Origin of the sequence: Streptomyces sp. NPDC056128, from assembly GCF_042263835.1 — a bacterium.
In the GTDB taxonomy this organism is placed as follows: Bacteria; Actinomycetota; Actinomycetes; order Streptomycetales; family Streptomycetaceae; genus Streptomyces.
Map to the genome: position 1 here is coordinate 13,494 of NZ_JBHJVQ010000048.1, position 19,247 is coordinate 32,740.

13 protein-coding genes and 1 riboswitch are annotated in these 19,247 nt (G+C 67.8%); of the genes, 8 read left to right on the forward strand and 5 right to left on the reverse strand.

The genetic code is table 11. From position 1 onward, the window contains the following. Nucleotides 1-329 precede the first annotated feature (329 nt). From ACFC1X_RS39070 to ACFC1X_RS39080, 3 genes are all read left to right on the forward strand, one after another. On the forward strand, nucleotides 330-1,271 hold the full coding sequence (locus ACFC1X_RS39070) for an NADP-dependent oxidoreductase (protein WP_376363948.1): 942 nt from the start codon (nucleotides 330-332) through the stop codon (nucleotides 1,269-1,271). A gap of 338 nt (nucleotides 1,272-1,609) precedes the next feature. Continuing rightward, nucleotides 1,610-1,990, forward strand: a complete 381-nt coding sequence (locus ACFC1X_RS39075; RefSeq protein WP_376363951.1) for a VOC family protein — start codon at nucleotides 1,610-1,612, stop codon at nucleotides 1,988-1,990. Nucleotides 1,991-2,035: 45 nt separating this feature from the next. Then, nucleotides 2,036-2,389 carry a VOC family protein gene (locus tag ACFC1X_RS39080; protein WP_376363954.1) on the forward strand — a complete coding sequence of 118 codons (354 nt, stop codon included), beginning with the start codon at nucleotides 2,036-2,038 and terminating at the stop codon, nucleotides 2,387-2,389. Here ACFC1X_RS39080 and ACFC1X_RS39085 read toward each other — a convergent pair. Together ACFC1X_RS39085 and ACFC1X_RS39090 are read right to left on the reverse strand one after the other, a co-directional pair. Next, the gene (locus ACFC1X_RS39085; protein WP_376363957.1) at nucleotides 2,365-2,568 is read right to left on the reverse strand and encodes a DUF2316 family protein; all 204 of its coding nucleotides are present in this window, start codon (nucleotides 2,566-2,568) and stop codon (nucleotides 2,365-2,367) included. The two genes, ACFC1X_RS39080 and ACFC1X_RS39085, sit on opposite strands and share 25 nt — an antisense overlap. A gap of 42 nt (nucleotides 2,569-2,610) precedes the next feature. Next, entirely contained in the window at nucleotides 2,611-3,552 is a 942-nt protein-coding gene (locus tag ACFC1X_RS39090; protein WP_376363960.1) for an aldo/keto reductase, read from the reverse strand. Nucleotides 3,553-3,636: 84 nt separating this feature from the next. Between ACFC1X_RS39090 and ACFC1X_RS39095 the strand changes: the two genes are divergently transcribed. Further along, a complete protein-coding gene (locus tag ACFC1X_RS39095; protein WP_376363963.1) occupies nucleotides 3,637-4,245 on the forward strand; it encodes a TetR/AcrR family transcriptional regulator in 609 nt (202 codons plus the stop codon). A 995-nt stretch (nucleotides 4,246-5,240) separates the two neighbouring features. Beyond that, a riboswitch (cobalamin riboswitch) is annotated at nucleotides 5,241-5,449 on the reverse strand. Nucleotides 5,450-5,679: 230 nt separating this feature from the next. On the opposite strand, the gene ACFC1X_RS39100 is transcribed toward ACFC1X_RS39095, so the two are convergent. After that, nucleotides 5,680-6,822, reverse strand: a complete 1,143-nt coding sequence (locus ACFC1X_RS39100; RefSeq protein ID WP_376363966.1) for a glycoside hydrolase family 76 protein — start codon at nucleotides 6,820-6,822, stop codon at nucleotides 5,680-5,682. Nucleotides 6,823-6,861: 39 nt separating this feature from the next. Continuing rightward, nucleotides 6,862-11,442: a glycoside hydrolase family 2 TIM barrel-domain containing protein gene (locus tag ACFC1X_RS39105; RefSeq protein WP_376363969.1), complete on the reverse strand. Its 4,581-nt coding sequence runs from the start codon at nucleotides 11,440-11,442 to the stop codon at nucleotides 6,862-6,864. 306 nt (nucleotides 11,443-11,748) lie between these two features. Between ACFC1X_RS39105 and ACFC1X_RS39110 the strand changes: the two genes are divergently transcribed. Both ACFC1X_RS39110 and ACFC1X_RS39115 read left to right on the forward strand, forming a co-directional pair. Beyond that, nucleotides 11,749-12,855, forward strand: a complete 1,107-nt coding sequence (locus ACFC1X_RS39110) for a ricin-type beta-trefoil lectin domain protein (RefSeq protein ID WP_376363972.1) — start codon at nucleotides 11,749-11,751, stop codon at nucleotides 12,853-12,855. A 311-nt stretch (nucleotides 12,856-13,166) separates the two neighbouring features. Next, nucleotides 13,167-15,848 carry a glycoside hydrolase family 97 catalytic domain-containing protein gene (locus ACFC1X_RS39115; protein WP_376363974.1) on the forward strand — a complete coding sequence of 894 codons (2,682 nt, stop codon included), beginning with the start codon at nucleotides 13,167-13,169 and terminating at the stop codon, nucleotides 15,846-15,848. 225 nt (nucleotides 15,849-16,073) lie between these two features. Here the strand turns inward: ACFC1X_RS39115 and ACFC1X_RS39120 are convergent, their stop codons facing one another. Further along, nucleotides 16,074-16,529 carry a MarR family winged helix-turn-helix transcriptional regulator gene (locus tag ACFC1X_RS39120; protein WP_376363977.1) on the reverse strand — a complete coding sequence of 152 codons (456 nt, stop codon included), beginning with the start codon at nucleotides 16,527-16,529 and terminating at the stop codon, nucleotides 16,074-16,076. Nucleotides 16,530-16,690: 161 nt separating this feature from the next. Between ACFC1X_RS39120 and ACFC1X_RS39125 the strand changes: the two genes are divergently transcribed. After that, complete coding sequence (locus tag ACFC1X_RS39125; protein ID WP_376363980.1) at nucleotides 16,691-18,307, forward strand: FAD-dependent oxidoreductase; 1,617 nt, start codon at nucleotides 16,691-16,693, stop codon at nucleotides 18,305-18,307. Beyond that, on the forward strand, nucleotides 18,304-19,209 hold the full coding sequence (locus ACFC1X_RS39130; protein WP_376363983.1) for a cyclase family protein: 906 nt from the start codon (nucleotides 18,304-18,306) through the stop codon (nucleotides 19,207-19,209). The genes ACFC1X_RS39125 and ACFC1X_RS39130 overlap by 4 nt, the downstream gene beginning before the upstream one ends. Nucleotides 19,210-19,247: the final 38 nt, after the last annotated feature.

Genomic DNA, 19,247 nt, shown 5'->3' on the forward strand with positions numbered 1-19,247 from the left:
TGATAAGGGCGGGTGTGTGGGCGAGGGGCGCCCACGACGTGCGGCGATGCGTCGGCTTGACGAGCCGGAGGTTGCGTTGGATTGAGGGAGATCGCTTCTTCGGCACTTGTCCACTCATCCGAGTGAGCGATTTTCAGACAGGCGATCGGGTTCGACGACCGCCACGGTCGTCCGGCGCCCTCGCAGGGGCTGGTCAGCGTCCGCCGCCCGCCTGGGTGGCGGGTCACGCGTTCCGCCGCGACGAGAAGGTTGAGCACGCCGCAAACGGGCCGAGCACGACCCGCCGGTGGCAAGGGTCATGTGGATGAGGTGAGATGTCCTGAAAAGCGATGCTCGTCGAGAAGGGCGCAGAGATGAAGGCAGTGCAATTCGATCAGTACGGGGATGAGGACGTGCTGGAGGTCAGGGAGATAGATGCCCCGGTCGCGGCCCCGGGTCAGATCGTCGTACGGGTGAAGGCGGCGTCGATCAATCCGGGGGAGGCCGCGATTCGACAAGGTGTGATGGACTCGGTCTGGCCCGCAATGTTCCCCTCCGGACAGGGCAGCGATTTTGCGGGCACGGTGACGGCGACCGGCACCGGCGCGGACTGGCTCACTCCTGGAGAGCCCGTGCTGGGGTGGACGGACGAACGTGCCAGCCACGCCGAGCTAGTGTGCGTGCCCGCCGAGCAGGTCATTCGCAAGCCGCCTTCGCTCAGCTGGGAGGTGGCCGGATCGATGTTCGTGGCGCCGGTGGCGGGATACGCAAGTGTCATTGCCGTCAATCCCATGCCAGGTGAGACCGTCGTGGTCTCGGCGGCGGCCGGCGGTGTCGGGAGCGTGGCGGTGCAACTCGCACAGAGGGCTGGGGCCACTGTCATCGGTCTGGCGGGTGAGGGCAACCATGCCTGGCTACGTGAGCACGACATCGTCCCAGTTGCATATGGTGAAGGCCAGGAGGATCGCATCCGGGCAGCGGCACCCCAGGGTGTAGACGCTCTGATCGACACTTACGGCGGCGGATACCTCGATCTGGGTGTCGGGCTCGGCGTCGAGCCCCGACGTATGAACTCCGTCATCGACTTTGCGGCCGCTGAACGCCTGGGCGCCCAGACGGTCGGATCCAGCCAGGTCGTCAACGCGGAGGTGCTGGCTCACCTCGCAGAACTAGCTGCTTCCGAGGAGCTCGACATCCCCATCGCGGCTACCTTCCCTCTCGCCGAAGTACGCGCGGCCTACCGGCAGCTCGCCGATCGCCACACCCGAGGCAAGATCGTCCTCCTTCCGTAGCCGTTCTGGCTCGGCCTCAGGGTAGGAGCGCGACAGCGGCCGGCCGGCACCCAGCGAGTAGGCAAAGCAGTGCTGCCAGAAATAGCGTGAGTTGTGAATTGGGTCCGTCACCAACGCACAGTCCACCTCTAGCCTCTCGGTCGTGGGTCTGGCGTGCAAGGGGCTCGTACTCTGCGCAATCCGTGGCTGGTCAACGGATTCATCTGCGCCGAAGTGTGTCCTTGACAGGCGGCAGGACCCGGGACTACGTTCTCTTACCACCCTAAATATACGGGTATTTACACTGGCGGTGGCACCGAGTCCGAATCTGATGCTGGGGCAGAAGAGAAAGGCTGGCAGTGAGCGCGCTGGTAAAGCAACTGATGCATGTGTGCATCACCGTTCCGAACCTCGACCAGGCACTCAACTTCTATCGGGACGTCCTGGGGTTTGAGTCTGTTTTTGAGACTCGGAACGACAAGGCAGACGGTCGGCTTCTGGGATTCGACACGGACGAAGTAAGTATCAGCGTTCACCATGTCCTGGCTGTCGGCGCAGACGCACAAACAGCTACAGCGATCAACCTGGTCGAGCACACTCAACCCGAGACTGTGGTCAATGGCGGCCCATACGTGCAAATGAACCACGTGGGCATCACGCGGCTGGCACTGCTGGTGGACAATGTCGATGAAGCGTTCGCAAGAGCTTTACGGATCCATTCGGAGTGTTCGTCACGATGACCGAACCACTCCCAGACCAGCGCTGAGGAATGGAGAAGAGACTTCGTGGATCGGTACATCAACCGCATTTTTCACGTGTGCATCGTGGTTCCGGACATCGAGAAAGCGCTCGCGTCCTATGAGGGAGTGCTGGGCCTTGAATCCATTGGGAGCCTCCGGAACGAGAAGTCGGAAGGTGCGGTGCTTGGGTTTCCAGGGCAAGAGGTCGAAATCCACGCCAACCACCTGCGTGGCAGGCTCAGTGAAAATGCCACCGTTATCGACCTCATCGAGTTCGTCCACCCAGAGACTTCTGTCGGTGATGGCCCCTATCGACAGATGAATCAAGTGGGTATCACTCGGATGGCCTTGGAAGTCGACGATGCCGATGCCATTTACGAGCGGCTTCGGGGGCGGTAGTAGCGCAGCTGCCACACGTCGACAGGATCACTGGTGGGGTCGACGCTCAGCGCCGAGCGGAGTCGCTGGGGTGTGAAGTGCAGGTCGGCCGCCACTTCGTGGGTGCTCAAGCCGGCCCGGTCGAGGTTGCGTCCGAGTTCGTCATGGGTCCGGTGACGTTCGGTGTCGTTGAGCGTCATGTGCCCTCGCTGAGTTCGGGTTGCTGTGCGGAGGCAGGAGGATCAGCTCAGAGAGATGTCGTCGGCGCGGGAGGGGATTGCGTCGAGTGTGGCGAGAATGGTTTCGTCGAGCCTGAGCGCGCCTGCCGCGACGTTCGCCTTGAGGTGGTCGGCGGTGGCGGTACCGGGGATGAGGAGCACGTTGGGGGCGTGGTGCAGCAGCCAGGCCAGCCCGACCTGGGAGGGGGTGGCGTCCAGGGTGCGTGCCGCCTCCTGCACGGCCGGTTCGTCGCTGACCTTGGGCATGCCGGGAAACGCGCTGCCGAGCGGGAAGTAGGGCACCCAGGCGATGCCCTCGGCGGTGCAGAGCTGGAGCAGGTCCTCGTCGCCGCGTGCCACGAGACTGTAGGCGTTCTGCACACAGGCGATGCCCGCCGGGATCGCCTGGCGCAGCCCCGCCAGGGTCACACTGCTCAGCCCGATCGCGCCGATCTTGCCCTCGTCGCGCAGCGCGGTCATCTCGGCGAGCTGGTCATCGAAGTCGACCGTCGGGTCCGTGTCAAAGGGGATCCTTGGCGCGGCGTCCATGCGACGCAGGTTCACCAGGGGGATCCGGTCCATGCCGAGGCCGGTGAGGTTGGCTTCGACGCTTGCCCGGAGTTCCTTCGGTCGCTGTGCGAGACGCATCGGGAGCGGCCCGCCCGGGTTCGGGTCGGCGCCGACCTTGGTGGCGACCAGGACGTCGTCTTCCGGGCGGAGCGCCTCGCGCAGGAGCCCGTTGACGAAGCCGTTGCCGTAGAACTGCGCGGTGTCGATGTGGTCGATGCCGAGTTCGACCGCCCGGCGCAGGACGGCAAGGGCGGCAGCACGGTCGTCGTGCAAACGCCTCAGCTGCATCGCGCCGTACCCGATCCGGGAGACGGTTCGGCCGGCAAGCAGCCCGGGACCCGCGGGGCGCAGGGCGCCGGTGGCTGTCTTGTCATGGCGGGGAGTGCTGGAAGGCATGGATGTCCCGTCCTCATGCGATGATGGGGAAAGCGGAGGAGCCTCCGCCATATCGACGGTAGCACTACCGGAGGGTCCTCCGCTTTGAGCTCGCCAGACCCGAACGCTTCCCCCGGGGCCGCCGACCGCCCGGTCCGCGCCCACGCCCGGCGAAATCGCGAGAGGCTCGTCGCCGTCGCCCGGGCGGCTTTCGCCGCGTCCACCGACACCGTCCCGCTGGAGGGCATAGCCCGAGAAGCCGGCGTCGGCATCGGCACGCTCTACCGTCACTTCCCCACCCGTGAGGCCCTTGTCGAAGCCGTCTACGGCGCCGAACTCGACGACATCGCCACCAGTGCCACCGATCTGCTCGCTCAGCTCCCGCCGGACGTCGCGCTGCGTGCCTGGATGGACCGCTATGCGGCATTCGTTGCAACCAAACGCGGCATGGTCGACACCCTCCGCGCTGGCTGGGCCTCGGGAAGGATCGCCACACCGGCCACCCGGGAGCGCATCACCGCCGCGATCGCGGCGATCCTCACCAAGGGAGCGGACGCGGGTTCCCTGCGGGCGGACATTGATCCCGAAGACGTTACGGCCATGCTTCTCGGCGTCTTCCTTTCGACCTCGGCCAGCAACATGCCCGAGCGGACCAGTCGACTGCTCGACCTCGTCGTCGACGCACTGCGCCCGAAAAGCGAAGCGGTTCAGTGAGGTCAGGTCAGACCGTGAGCGGCTGGATCGAGCTCTAATGTCGGCACGCACGGACGTATTCGGGAAGTCCTATGACGTCCTGGACGGCTCGTGAGCCGCGTCGCGGCGGGCGTCAGGAACCCCCTCGACGATCAACGGCATCCGCACAGTGGGCAGGTTGGGCGGGTTGAACAGATCCGGGCCGCTGCGCACCGGCAGGGAAGTGCTTCGGATAGCGGTCAACCGCTGTGCTCGAAACATTGCCTGTGCGGTCCAGGGGGTCGGGAGCAAGGCCGAGGAAGTGGTCGTGGAGTGTGTCCCACGCGTTGAGCCGGGTGAGGTCGGGGGGCGTTGAGGATCTCCTGGCGGTCGGTGAGAAGCGGGTTGGGCACCAGGAGGGTCATCATCTGCTCATCGCGGCCGAGTTCGGGGCCGGAGGCGGTGCACAGGTGGAAGTGCCACGCGCCGAAGTCAACATTGGCGTAGCCGTCGTTCACGGTGATCGCGGTGGGGGCGCCCCGGGCGCCGACCTCCCAGGCGGCGCCTTCGATGGTGTGTCTGAAGTGGATGTGCTGCCGGTGGTCGGTGAAGACGGTGGTGATCAGGTAGGGGAAGCTGGTTCGGCGCCTCCGCCCCCGGGGTGAAGTGCACCCGGGAATGACGGTCCACCGGAAAGGACACCACGGCGATGTCCGGGTCGGACTCCGCCCGCAGCGGGCCCCTGTACAGCTCGCTCGCCCAGAATGGCGTGGCAGACGCCGGACGCGGTGCGGTCCTGGTGCTGCCGCGTCTCGCCCGCCTCCCTGGCGGGCGTCAACACCGTCCCGTCCGGTCCGTCGAGGAGCAGGCCGACCGGCATCCGGCACGGATGACGGGAGCTCGCTTGGGCACGGACATTTCCTCCTCCTGGTCCCGAGCCCCGAATGAGGACCGGGAAGGAGGCGGGGCGCCGTGTACGCCGTACAGCCGTCCGTACCGCCAACCCAGTCCTCGAGGTCACCGTGCACACCGCGCACGCCAGGTGCGGGCGCAGTGGCAGGTCTTCGGACTCGTGGGCAAGCTCACCGGAGATCCGGCGGGCACCTACTCGCAGTCGCTTCCCTGGACCCACCAGACAAGGTCCTAGAGTGCTGTTGGGGGCATTCGTTCCCACTCGCCGCTGCGGGACAGTCCCGGATGCCCATCGGGTTCCCTCTTGCGCCGCGCCGCCCGATGTCCGGTCGGACAGGAGGCACGAACCGACTGCACTTAAGCGTAGGGCGGCTCGCGCCCCTGCGGCAGGGGACACATCGCCAGTTGTCCGAATGTGATGGGTCACGGGCGCGCACGGCGTTGTGGCTGCCACAACGCCCCGCCACGGTCCCATGGTTGCTGGCTACGCAAACTCGCTGACCGTGATGCCGAGTTACCACGTCGTGGGGCGGGATTGCCCAGGATCCCGCCCCACGAACGCCGTCACGGCCGCGTGGCCGGCGTGACTGCCTGCATGATCACAGCGCCGATGGCTTCGACCGCCCGGGTGTCGTCGCGCGGTGTCTGTGCGTCCCAGCGGTTCCAGGTCAGGTTCAGGTCGGTGCGCCGGGCGTTCCACGCCGTATCCGCGTTCCGCTTCATGAAGTCGTAGTACTGACTCCACAGATTGTTCTCGCGAACGAATTCGCCCATTCCCCGGGCGAACTCGGACTGCCACGTCCCCTCCCGTTGTCCGTTCGTCATGATCCCGCTGACGGTGCGGTCCCGGATGACCCAGTCGACGGTCCGCTTGGCGTCGTTGAACATGGTCTGCAAGCGGGTGTTGCGGTACAGGGCTTGGGCCGCGCTGACGAAGGCGCCGGCCGAGTACACCGTCTGGCCGCTCGCGACACTTCCGTCGGCCCGCATGTTCTCGTGCACGCCGCCGGTCGAGCGGTCCAGCAGCTTCGCCCACACCCAGTCGTAGACCGCCCGTGCCTTGTCCAGATATCCACGGTCGCCGTTCGACTCGTAGATCAGGCAGCCGAGGATGGTCGCCGGGCTGTTGCTGAGCGCGCTCTTCTCGCGCTTCTCGATACTCCACCAGATGCCGCCACCGAGGGCGCTGTCCCACCCCCGGTCGTAGACCCGGTTGAAGGCGTACTGCGCCTGGTCGAGGTAGGTGCGGTTGCCGGTGATGCGGTAGCCGCGCACGAAGGCCAGTCCGGCCCACAGTAAGTCGTCGTTGTACTCGTTCCAGTTCCAGTCATACAGCCCGCCCGAGCCCTGGTTCTGCTCGAGGAACGTGTCGAGCAGGCGGCCGGTCAGGTCACGGGTTTCCGCGCGTGGGACGCTGTCGTGCACGTCCTGCACCGCCTGGATGTCCAGCGCCTGACGCCAGAAGTAGTCCTTCCACGTCTTGTTGAGGGACTCCTTGTAGTACCGCTGGTTTCCGTTGGAGATGAGGAAGGCGCTGTTCAGCGCGGCGAAAGCCGCGTCCATATTGGCGGTCCCCGCTGCCATGGAGGCGGGTGCCTGTCCCGGAGAAGGCTTCCTTGTCACCGCGGAACTCTGCGTGGCCGTCCCGCCGACCGCGGCGACCGCGCCCACGGCCGCCGCGGTGAGAAGCGTCCTACGATTGATCATGTTCGTCTCTCCTTTGTGGGGGTGCGGCTGCTCACCGCATCACGTGCGGCAGTGCACGGTCGCCTCGGCCCAGTCCGCGTGGTCGAGGGAGTTGCCGTCGCCGGCGTCCGTGACCCGAAGGGTCAGCCGTTCGGCGCCGCTGACGTCCGCGTCCACGGCGACGGCGTCGAGATCGTTGGTGATCTTCGGGCTCGTGTACAGGGTCTTTCCGTCGGCGAGGACCTGGAAGAGGACGCTGCCGCTCGTTCCGGTCTCGTCGTCCAGGCCGACGTCGGCAGTGAACCGTGTGCACTTACCGCCCAGGTAGGCCTCGACGGTGGAGTCCGCGTGGACCCCCAGGCCCTTCGGGTAGATGACACCGCCGATGGTGAGGGGGCCGCCGTCACCGGTCCCCGCCTCGCCGTTGCTGAGGTTCCGCTCGACGGGACCCCAGCCGTTGTCGGCGGTGATCAGCTCCAGTGCGGACAACTGGGTGGTGCCGGTGGGCGCCGGCGGGGTGCCCAGCAGTTCGAGAACGGCGCGGCCGTCGGCCCGCGCACCGCCCGTGGAAGTGGCGGTCACCGTGGCAACGGTCCGGTGCCGGCCGTTCGGGCTCTCCTTGCCGCGCGTCAGCTCGATCCCCATCGTCTTCTCCCCGTCGGCGGGCAGGTCGCCGATGCGCGAGGTGGCCGGATCGGCACTCCAGCCGGTGACCGGATCGACGTTCACCACGGCGTCCTTCAGCGGACGGTCGCAGGGATTGCGGACCTTCAGGGTCGCCTCGGTCGTCTCCTCCGGTGCCACCGAGGTGTCGGTGGCCGCAAGCTTCGCTTCGGGAGCGCAGACGACGGGCCCCCGGGGCGTGCCGTCACGCGCCTCCGTCCGGGTGAGCGGGCGCAGCCGCAGCCGGTGGACGTACTCCTGCGCCGGACGGACCTGGTACTCGGGCAGCACCGTGTGGAACGTCTCGCTCACGCCGCTCACCGCGTGGTCCAGATGTAGCGTGTTGCCCTTCGCGGCGCGCTGGAGTGCGAACGGGTAGGCGGCGCGGTCGATGTCCGGGTACGGGGTCACCCCGGCGGAGAACATCGAGGAGTCCCCCGAGACCAGCAGCCCGCCGCTGCCGTCGGTCAGCGACGCCCATCGGACCTCCTCGTGGTTGCCGTAGTCCTGCGGGCGCGTGTAGCCGGAGAACTGCTTGCCCACATCGGTGGAGTAGACCCCCGCCGGGGCGCCGTCCTCACGGTCGTTGTAGTTCTCCTCGGGGCCTCGCCCGTACCAGCTGAAGCGGTCGTAGCGGTCCGGGACCTGGAGTGAGAGGCCGATCCGGGGCAGGTAGGGCACCGTGCGAGCCCTGCCCCGAGCCTCCACGCGGTGGTCGATGGTCAGTTCGCCGCTTCCGGTGACCGTGTAGCGCAGCCGCTGGACGAAGGAGGAGTCCTTCACGCCCGGAGCCGCCACGGTGCTGTCCACGGTGAGCACCACCGCGCCGTCCTTCTCGGCGACGTCCACCTTCCCGGGTTCGGTCCGCAGCCGGTCGAATCCCGCCTCCCGCCACGGTCGGTCCTCCGAGTTGTACTCATTGCTCAGCGGAGCCCGCCAGGCGTCCAGTTCGGGTCCGCGGCTCAGCAGGTCACGGCCGTCCGACTTCATGGAGAGCAGATCGCCGCTGCGCCGGGCGAAGGTGTAGGAGAAGCCGTCCCCGGAGGCGGTGAGGCGGTCTCCCGACGCGCCCGCCCGTACCTTGCCCGGCTTCTCGGCGCGGACCACCCCAGCCAGTTGGCGGCCACCCACGTCGAATTGCTCCACAGCGACGGTGTGTCCTGCGGGTACCGACGAGGTCTTCTTCGTCTGCACGGCCCTAACCGTCAGCTGCCGGTCGGCGTCCTTGGGATTGCCCGGGGCCCGGGGCAGCCGTATCGCGGCTTCCTGCCCCGGTTCGAGAGAGAGTGGCCGGGTGCCCCTGGCGAGGGTGCGCGCTCCCTCGGTGAGCGTCCATCGCAGGGTCAGGTCGTCGGTTCCCAGGAAGGAACGCTCGTTGAGCACGGTCACACTGTCCGTCACGATGCCGCCGTCCTCGTCCCTGGTCTGCGAGATACGCAGCGGCGCGTGTACGGCGGCCAGCGCGCGCGTCTCGGGCTGGAGAGTGCGGTCGGTGCTGACCAGGCCGTCGACACCGCCCGGACCTGAGCCGTACGACGCGTACTCCCCCTTTCGTGCGAGGGTCTCGAAGTCCAGCGCCAGAACGGCCTCCCCGGCGGGGTCGGCGTCGAGCTGCGACGGGGCCAGCGCCTTGTGGTAGACGCGGACCTGGTCGATGACGCCGTGCGCCATGCGCGTGCTGATGTTCTCCTGGCCGGTCTCGGAATTGCGGCCGACGTTGACCGGCTGCGCCGAGTAGGCAACGGTGCCCTCCCACTCGGTCTTGGCCGACTCCTCGCCGTCGATCAGGAGTTTCAGCTCCTTGCCGTCGAAGGTGCCCGCGACGCGGTGCCAGAAGCCGTACCAGTCGGCCGGGACCTTGGCGGACGCGGTGTGCCGTCGCCCGTCGTCACCCTGGACGGCGAACTCCAGCGTTTCCTTGTCACGCATCCGCAGGGCGTACGAGTGATGGCCCTTGGCCGCGATGGTGAAGTCGCCGGTCCAGTCGTCCGGCTTGACCCACGAGTCGACGGTCAGTGCCCTGGAGACCTTGTCCAGTTCCGGGTCGCGGTAGACCTCCACGAAGTCGTCGAGCCCGGAGAGCGCGAGTGCCTTGCCCCGGTGTCCGTCGACGTGCTCCGGCTTGCCGGACAGGTAGGCGAGGATGCCGTTCCCCGAGGAGTCGGGGGTGGCGATCAGCGGCTGGGTGATGTTCTGTTCCGCCCAGTCCCAGATGAACCCTCCCTGGGCTTCGGGATACTTGCGCATCACGTCCCAGAACTCACGGAAGTTACCCAGGGAGTTTCCCTGAGCATGGGCATACTCACCCATGACGATGGGCTTGCGGGTGGTCTTCGCCTCCTCCTCCAGACTTGCCGGAGAGGGGTATCGTGGGCCCCATATGTCGGCGAACGGGGCGTCGCCGTCCGGGGTGTTGCTCTGGTGGTAGAGGGGACGGCCTGGGTCGTTCTTCTTCAGGAAGTCCGCCATCGTGTAGTGGGCCTTGCCGAGGCCGGCCTCATTGCCGGTGTCCCACATCAGGACACTGGGATGGTTCTTGTCTCGTTCGTACATCGCCACGGCCCGGTCCTGGAACGCCTTCTGCCACTCCGGCTTGTCGGCCAGACAGTTGTCGGGGCAGCTGTCGTGGTGATGGGTCTCGACGTCGATCTCGTCGGCGATCCACAGGCCCTCACGGTCGGCCCGCTCGTACAGATACGGGTCGGAGGGGTAGTGCGAGGTGCGTACGGCGTTGATGTTGAGCCGCTTCATCAAGGACACGTCGGAGGCGGTGCGTCCCCGGGTGGAGTAGCGGCCGGTCTCCGGGTCCGTCTCCGCGCGGTTGACCCCCTTGATCAGGATGCGCTTGCCGTTGACCAGGAGCTTCTTGTCCTTGACCTCGATCTCCCGGAAGCCGACCGGCTGGCTGGTGGTGTGCATGATCTTGCCGGTGGCGTCGGCCAGCCGCACTACGAGGGTGTAGAGGTTCGGTGCCTCGTCGCTCCACTTGGCGGGATCGGTCACTTCGGCCTGGAGAGTGGCCGTGGCGGTGGTTCCCCCCGGGGAATCCGGCTCGGCGGACACACGGGTGATCGCGCGGCCTTGTTGGTCATAGAGGGTGCCGGTGACCGTCGCCTTCCCGATCCGTGAGGCAGAGGTGGTGACATCGATGTCAGCGGTCAGCTTCGCGTCGCGGTAGGCATCGTCGAGATCGGTGCGGACCGTGATGTCGCTGATGCGCGTGGCCGGAGTCGAGTACAGGCCGACGGAACGGAAGATGCCGGCGAACCGCCACCGATCGACGTCCTCCAGGTGGGAGCCCGAGCCCCAGCGGTGCACCTGGACGGCGATGGTGTTCCTGCCGGCGTGCAGATAGCGCGAGATGTCGTATTCGGCGGGCGTGTAGCCGCCCTGGTCGTAGCCGACGTAGTGACCGTTGACCCACGTCAGGTAGCCGCTGGTCACCCCTTCGAACCGCAGGAAGGTCTCCCGCTCCCGCCAGCTGTCCGGCAGTTGGAAGGTGCGCACATAGGCGCCGGTCGGATTGACGTCGTGCGGGACCTTGGGCGGGTTGTCCGGGTACATCTCGGTGGGGATGTTGCGGAAGACGGGATGGTCGAGGCCGTCCGTCTGCCACGTGTGCGGGACGCTGACGCTGCGCCAGCCCTCGCCGCCGGTGTCGTAGCCCTCCGCGAAGAAGTTCTCGGGAACCTCGTCCGGACGGTCGGACATGTGGATCTCCCAGTCGCCGTCCAGCGACATGGTGAACGCGCTCGTCCCACCGGCCTCGCGGGCCTCGGTGACGGTGGTGTACGGCGTCAGATCGGCGTGCGGCGGTTCCTGGCCGTAGCCGGTCGCCTCGGGGTCCTCCAGCAACGAGTAGACGTCCGTGAGTGGGGGCGCCGCCGGAGTGTCCGCCGCTGCCGGGGCCAGTGGGGCACTCAAGGCCACCGCGACCGCCAGTGCGGCGAGTCTGCGCAGTGATCGGAGGTACGGCATCTGTGCTCACCTTCCAGTGCATGCGGCGTGCTCGGCCAGCTGTCTGTCCACGAATTGAACGCGGAACTGCACAGGAAATGCTCAGTACACAACTTTGCTGAACATAACTCACCATCACGGCAGTCGCATAGATGTCGAATGACTCTTCGTCAGCTTTATTGACGTGACCATGTGAAGTGGCTAGCTTCACGGAGCGCTCTCCTTGGGTTCCTGGTTCGACCATCTCGCCGCGCCGCCTCCGACTACGTTGTCCGCATGCGCGGTCGTCGGAGCGGTGTCATTCGACCTCACTGTGAGGAATGGCCGATGAAGAGGCTCGTCGCAACCCTTTCCACCGCGTTGGCGACCGCCACCTGCCTGTTCTGGGGCGGCACGCTGTCCGCTTCGGCGGCTGAGCAGGAGCCCGCGGCGTCCGCCCTGCGCCTCATGCCGCTCGGCGACTCGATCACCGACGGCATGGGGAGCAACACCGGCAACGGCTACCGAGGTCCGCTCTGGGACCAGTTGAGTGCCAGGGGCTACGCACTGGACTTCGTGGGAACGTCCCGAGCGGGCTCCATGTCTGACCCCGACAACGAAGGCCACTCCGGCTGGCGGATCGACCAGATCGCCTCGATCGCGGACTCCTCGCTCTCCCGCTACCGGCCCAACGTCGTGACCCTGATGATCGGCACCAACGACCTGGGCCAGAACCACCAGGTCCCCACCGCGGCCGACCGGCTCGACGCGCTCATCGCCCAGGTGGTGGCGGGCGCCCCGGACGCGACCGTGCTGGTCGCTTCGCTGACCGTCTCCACGAACTCCACGATCGAGGCACACAGGGGTGCGTTCAACCAGCGGATTCCTGGGATGGTCCAGGCGAAGCAGGCGGCGGGCAAGCACGTGCGCTACGTCGACATGGGCGGCCTGAACACGGGTGACCTGGCCGACGGCCTGCATCCCAACGACGCGGGCTACCGGAAGATGGCCGCCGCCTTCCACGACGGCATCCTGGCCGCCGAAGCCGCCGGCTGGATCGGCGAACCCGGCCCCATCGGCGGGCAGATGAGATCGGCGTTCGCCGGCAAGTGCATGGACGTCAACGGCGGCAGGCCGGAGAACGGCACCGCCGTTCAACTGTGGACCTGCAACAACACCGAGGCGCAGCGGTGGACCGCGTCGGCGGACGGCACGCTGCGGGCGCTGGGCAAGTGCCTGGACGTCAAGGGCGCGGGCACGACAGGCGGCACCGAGACGGTGCTCTGGGACTGCAACGGCGGCGGCAACCAGGTCTGGCAGACCTACGACGGCGGCTACCGCAACCCCGCGTCCGGACGGTGCCTCGACGCCTCTGCGGGCTCCAGCGCCGACGGCACCCCCCTCGTGCTGTGGGACTGCCACGGCGGCCCCAACCAGAAGTGGAAGCTCGTGTGATCGGTAGGGCACGCGCAGGAGTTCCGACGCGACACGCTGGGTGCGCCGTCTCGGCATCGTGCTTGTTGACCGGTTCGGGGGTGCCAAGCTCCTTGATCCGGTCGACGCCTCGGTCAATCCAGTGGAGGCCGCACGTCAACACTCCCGGGGGGTTGACGTGGTAGCGGCGGGGTGGGCGGACAGTCGGTCGGTGGCGCCTACGCGTGTACGTCCTGAAACGCCGACAGTACAAGTACCGCCACGGCCACCGCCCTGATGAAGGCGGGGAGCGGGGCTGACGACCATGCCAGGCAGGTTGAGCGGAGGTTTCCGTGCTCATAGGGTCACCCGGATCACACAGCAGATTTCTGACTTGGCTTGCCGTCGTACTGAGCGCCGCGCTCGGAGTCGGCGCTCTCACAGTGCCGACCAGCGCCGCTGAACGGAAGATCGAAAACTGGACCGTCACTCAGCCTAGTGGAAGCAAGAATGACATTCTCGCAGCGAACATACGGTTAGACGCTTCCCGAGGCGCGCTGTCTTTGAGCGTCAGCAGTGGTGAGACGGCCGTGCTGGAGAGCGCGCCACTGGGCATTGTCACAACCGCCACAGATCTGAGCTCAGGCCTGCGTCTGCGTGGTCAGCGGACCCAGGAGGTCACCGAGCAGTACGAGACCACGACCGGCAAGGAGCGCCGGCGCAGCACACGAATGACACAGACGCGCTTCTCCTTCGAGGGCGAGAACGGCGCACGGCTCGAGCTGCTTGTCCGGGTCTCCGACGACGGTGTCGCCTACCGCTACGTGCTGCCGGAGCAGGGCGACGTGACGGTGCTCAGGGAGGCTTCCGCGTTCCAGCTGCCCGCGGCCTCGCCCGCCTGGCTGAAGCCCTACACCCTCAATTATGAGCGTCTCCACACCGAGACGACCGCCGCGGCAGCGCCCGCCGGCGACTTCGGCTATCCCTCACTCTTCCAAGTAGGCGAGCGCTATGTGCTGCTGACCGAGTCGGACGTAGATGGGCGGTACGCCGGCAGCCGTCTGGTCCATCAGGCTGGAACCGGCCGGTACACGGTGGAGCTTGCCGATGAGCGGATCACCTCGCCGGGCCCGCTGGTCACCCCCTGGCGTACGGCAATCATCGGCGACCTCGCCGCCGTCACCGAGTCCACGCTCGTCGACGACCTGGCCCCGGCGTCGCGTATCGAGGACACCTCCTGGATACGGCCCGGCAAGGTCGCGTGGTCCTGGCTGGCCGGGTTCGGAGCGGCACAGCGCAGTCTGGAGACCCAGCAGCGGTTCGTCGACTACAGCGCGGCGCACGGCTGGGAGTACACGCTGGTCGACGACGGCTGGAAGGCCACCGACTGGATGCCAGAGCTGATCGCCTACGCGCAACAGCGCGGAGTGAAGGTGCTGTTGTGGATGCACTGGCGCGATCTGGACACTGCGGCCGAGCGCGAGGTGATCCTCCCGAAGGTGAAGGGGTGGGGCGCGGCCGGGTTGAAGATCGACTTCATGGATTCCGACTCGCAGGCCCGTTTCCGCTGGTACGACGACATGCTCGAGGCCACTGCGCAGCAGAAACTGCTCGTCAACTTCCACGGCTCGACCATCCCGCACGGCATCCAGCGCACCTGGCCGCACGTGATGACGATGGAGGCGGTGTATGGCGCCGAGCAGGGCAGTGTCCCCATCCGAGACGTCGCCACCCTGCCGTTCACCCGGAACGTCGTGGGGTCCATGGACTACACGCCGATGGGCTTCCAGTTCGGCACGCGCAACACGTCTGAGGCCGCCGAACTCGCGCTCTCCGTTGTCTACGAGTCGGGCTTCCAGAACTTCGCCGGTTCGGTGAAGGCCTACCGCGACCGCCCGCAGTTGGAGCGTTTCCTCGATCAGGTACCGACCGTCTGGGACGAGTCACGGTTGCTGTCCGGCCACCCGGGCGACGGAGCGACCTTCGCACGGCGGCATGGCGACCGCTGGTTCCTCGGCAGCGTCACGGCGGGGGCGGCGGCGACACAGCGGGTGCCCCTGGACTTCCTCGATGGGGGACACTGGCGGGTGGATGTCGTACGCGACGGACATGCCGGGCTGGTCCGGGAATCGCAAGTGGTCGACCGTCACGACACGCTGTCGGTGCCGACCGAGCAGAACGGCGGATTCGCCGCGTTGGTCTGCCGTAGCAAGCCCGGCCGCACCACATGCGATCGTCCCGTGGATCGAATGCCGCTGACGACACTGACAGTCGAGCCGCGAGAAATCCTGGCCGAGCAAGGAGCGAGCTTTCAGGTCGACGGCCGGTTCCTCGTCGAGGAGTTCGGTCCCGCCAATGACGTCACCCTCACCGCGACCGGGCCGAAGGGCTGGACTCTCGAGGGCTCAGGCGCCGAAGCCGGGCAACTGCCGACGGGCAAGGCCCTTGATGCCCGCTGGACGGTTCGTGTGCCTACGGATGCCGCGTACGGCTACAGCGACGTGGCGGTCACCGTGGGCTACCGCGTTCCGGGCGGGAGCGCTGCCCTGCGTATACAGAGGACGGTGCGGGTCTTCGTCTCACCACCCGGGGTCGACTTTGTGAGCGACCTGCCGTTCGCCGCCGAACGCAACGGCTGGGGGCCGGTGGAGCGTGACATGTCCAACGGCGAGAACAGGGCCGGTGACGGGGGTCCACTGCGCATCCGCGGCACCGCGTACGACAAAGGTCTCGGCATGCACGCTGACGGCGAGGTCTCCGTCGATATCGGGGGCGCCTACGACCGGTTCACCAGCGAAGTGGGCATTGATGACATGGTCGCTGGCGAAGGCAGCGTCGTCTTCGAAGTGATCGGCGACGGGCGGGTACTGGCTACCACTGGGGTGCTGACGCCCTCGGACGACGCCTACCTGATCGATGTCGACATCCTGGGTGTCCAGCGGCTCACGCTGCGGGCGACGGATGGAGGCGACGGCGTCAGCTTCGACCACGCTGACTGGGGTGACGCCCAGCTGCGGCTGGCGGCACGTGGCTGAGGGCTGTCCTGCCTTCCAGACGCGGTAGGGAGCCTCACCACGAGACCCTCCGTGAGGCAGCGCTCCGGGCAGAGTAGTGACCGTTGCCTGTGGGCGGGACAGACGCCGAACGTGCCTTCACGACCTCTTACGGACGTGCGCCACGAGCGCAAAGGTCGGTCAGGGGTTCTTCAACGAAGATGGCGCGCGAGTCGGTCTCGGCCCCGGACCGCCAGTGCTTCGTCCTCATGACACGTCAGGCCGTTGTCCGGACTTGCTATTGGAGGTCGGGCTCCAGAGTCGGGCAAGGGTTTGTCGGACCTGTTCGAGTTCGCCGGGATCGAGGCGCTGGGCGAGTTCGTCCTCGAGTGTGGCCAGCTGGGTGACCGCTCGACGGCGCCGCTGTTCCCCGTCGGGGGTGAGGACGATGAGCCGGTCGCGGCCGGAGGTGGGGTCGGGGGCGGTGGTGAGGATGCCGGCCGTGGTGAGCTCGCGGACCACGGTGTGGACGTGCTGGCGGCTGACGCCCATGGCGTGGGCGATCTCGGCGGGTCGGCTGCCCTCGGGCTGCAGGAAGGAGAGGACGATCGCTGCGGCGCCGCTGATACGCGGCTCGTCATTGGCGGCGGCGGTGTCGTTGAGGCGCTCGTTGAACCACCGGACCCCTTCGCGCAGCACCATGATCAACAGCGGCTGCGCCACTGGCACCGGCGAGTCCTTCCGTCTGTGGCGGGAGAGCGAGGTGGCCTTCGGGGCTTCGGTCGTGGGGAGCCGCTCTGGATGGGGTCGGTCGTGAGTGGACATTGAACCTCCTGGCGCCCTATCGTAACCGTCAACTGAATTGACGGTTTGAGGAGGCGTCCATGGTCGACGTATTGGTGGTGGGCGCCGGCCCGGTGGGGCTGATGACCGCTCTGGAGTTGACCCGTCGAGGGGTGACCGTGCGGCTGATCGATGCCGCCGACGGCCCCGCGACGACCAGCCGGGCCGCGGCGATCCACGCTCGCAGCCAGGAGGTCCTCGATCAGGTCGGGCTCTACGAGACCTTCGCGGCACGCGCGGTCCAGGGCCACGGGATCGCCCTCTGGTCCGAGGGGACCGAGCTGGCCCGCATGGACGCACGCTTTACTGATGAGGCCACCCGATTCGAGGGAGTGTGGTTCATCGACCAGGCCATCACCGAAGGGCTGCTGCGCGAGGCCCTCGCCGCGCGCGGTGTGACCCCCGAATGGGGAGTGCGCCTCACCGGGCTCGCCGAGCAGGCGGACGCGGTGAGCGCGGACCTGCAGCATACCGACGGCACCGCGGAGCAGAGCCGGACTCCCTGGCTGGTCGGAGCCGACGGCGGTCACAGCGTGGTCCGCAAACAACTCGGGGTGCGCCTGGCCGGCGAGTCCAGTGAGACCTGGCTGATCGCCGACGCCGAGATCGAGACCGCCCAGCCGCTGAGCCACGACAGGATCCGGTGGATCCGCGCCGGCGGCGAAACCGTGATGCTCTTCCCGCTGGTGGGAGAGCGCCGGTGGCGCCTGCTCGACACCGTCGAGGTGTCCTACGATGGCGACCCCGACGCCATCGCCAAGCGCTTCGCCGACAAGCTCACCCGCGGCTTGGGGTACCGGGTCACCGTCGACACCCCCTCATGGGTATCGGTATTCACCATCCAGCAGCGCGCGGCACCGACCATGCAGTCCCACCCCGGCGATTGCCGGCCCTCGCGGTGCTTCCTGGTCGGCGACGCCGCCCATGTGCATTCCCCGGCCTCCGGGCAGGGCCTGAACACCGGGCTGCAAGACGCGGTCAACCTGGCCTGGAAGCTCGCCGACGCTGCCCGTGAGCAGGTCCAGGCCCCGGCCGCAGAGGCGCTTCTGGCCAGCTACAGCGCCGAACGGGTTCCGGTCGGGCAGGCGCTGCTCTCCAGCACCCGGACCGCCACCATGCTCGTCGAGCTGCGCAACACCACCGTCGACCGGCATCTTCCGGCGGTCTTCGAGAGCCTGCAGGCCCTGCCGCCGCTTTTCCACGCACTGGGCCAGAGCTTCCTCGGAGGCATGTCCGGACTCGGAATCGCCTACCCGACCAGCCCCCTGACAGTGCACGACAACGACACCACCCGTCCCGGGCCCCGCCCCGGGCAGCGGCTCGCCCAAGTCCGCCACGACGACGCCACCGATCCCAGCTGGCAGCTCGTGCTGGCCGCTCTTCGGGACCCCGACTGGACCCTGCTCGCCGCGGTCACCGACCCTGCCAGCGCACAACTGCATCACGGGCTGGGCGCGACGTGGCCGGCCCCGACGCTCTGCCCGGTCGACGGCCTGGCCGCCGACCAGCTCGGCCTGCGCACCGGGCCCCCCGACACCACACCGTCCGGCGACTCCACGACGACCCGATGGCTGCTGGTCCGGCCCGACGGCTACGTCGCCGCCCGTGGGTCCAACCGAGTCGACCTCGACCGGGCACTGGCCCAGATCACGCGATGACCGCCCCCGAGCCGAGGCCCTCCTCGCCCGTACCGTCGAACTGGGGCCGCTGGGGCAGCGACGACGAGCGCGGCACCCTCAACCACATCACCGGCGAGGTCCGCGCGCGGGCCGTCGGCCAGGCACAACTGGGACAGGTCGTATCCCTGGCCCGGCCGGCGATCCCCACCCCACTGACCAGCGGCCCCGTCGCGCCACTGCCCGCGCTCGCGCCCGCCGCGATCAGTCAAGCCATGACCTTCACCGGCAGCCCCTCCGGCGCCCTGACCGACCTGCTCATCATCAACACCCACCACCCCGCACTGACCCACCTCGACGCCCTGGGCCACATCCCCCAGCAGGGCCAGGTCTATCCCGGACACGACCTGAGCACCGTCGCGACCAGCCACGGACTCAAGCACAGCTCCACCACTGCGTTCGCCGGCGGCATCCTCACCCGCGGGGTACTGCTCGACCTCGCCCCCGAGGGCGGGCTGCCCCCCGGACATCCGATCACCGCCGCCGATCTCGACCACGCCGCCGAGCGCGCCGAGATCGCTGTCGCACCCGGAGACGGGCTCGTCGTGCGCGGAGGCTGGTCCGCCGCGGAGAACCTCGGGCACCGGCCAACCCCCGGCATGACCCTCGACGCCATCAGATGGCTGGACCACCACCGAATCAGCCTCTACCTCGGCGACGTCGGCGACGCCCACCCCCCGGTCGAGCCCGACCCCGCCTGGCCCCTGCCGCTCCACCAGGTCGGACTCGCCCGCCTCGGCCTGCCCCTGGTCGACAACGCCGCCGTCGACGACCTCGCCCACACCTGCCGCACCCTGAACCGGACAAGCTTCCTGCTCGTCCTCGCCCCACCAGCCATCCACGGAGCCACCGGCGTTCCCGTCACCCCGCTGGCCGTCTTCTGATGTCAGCAAGGACCCTGCGGGCAGGGAGCGGGTCGAGG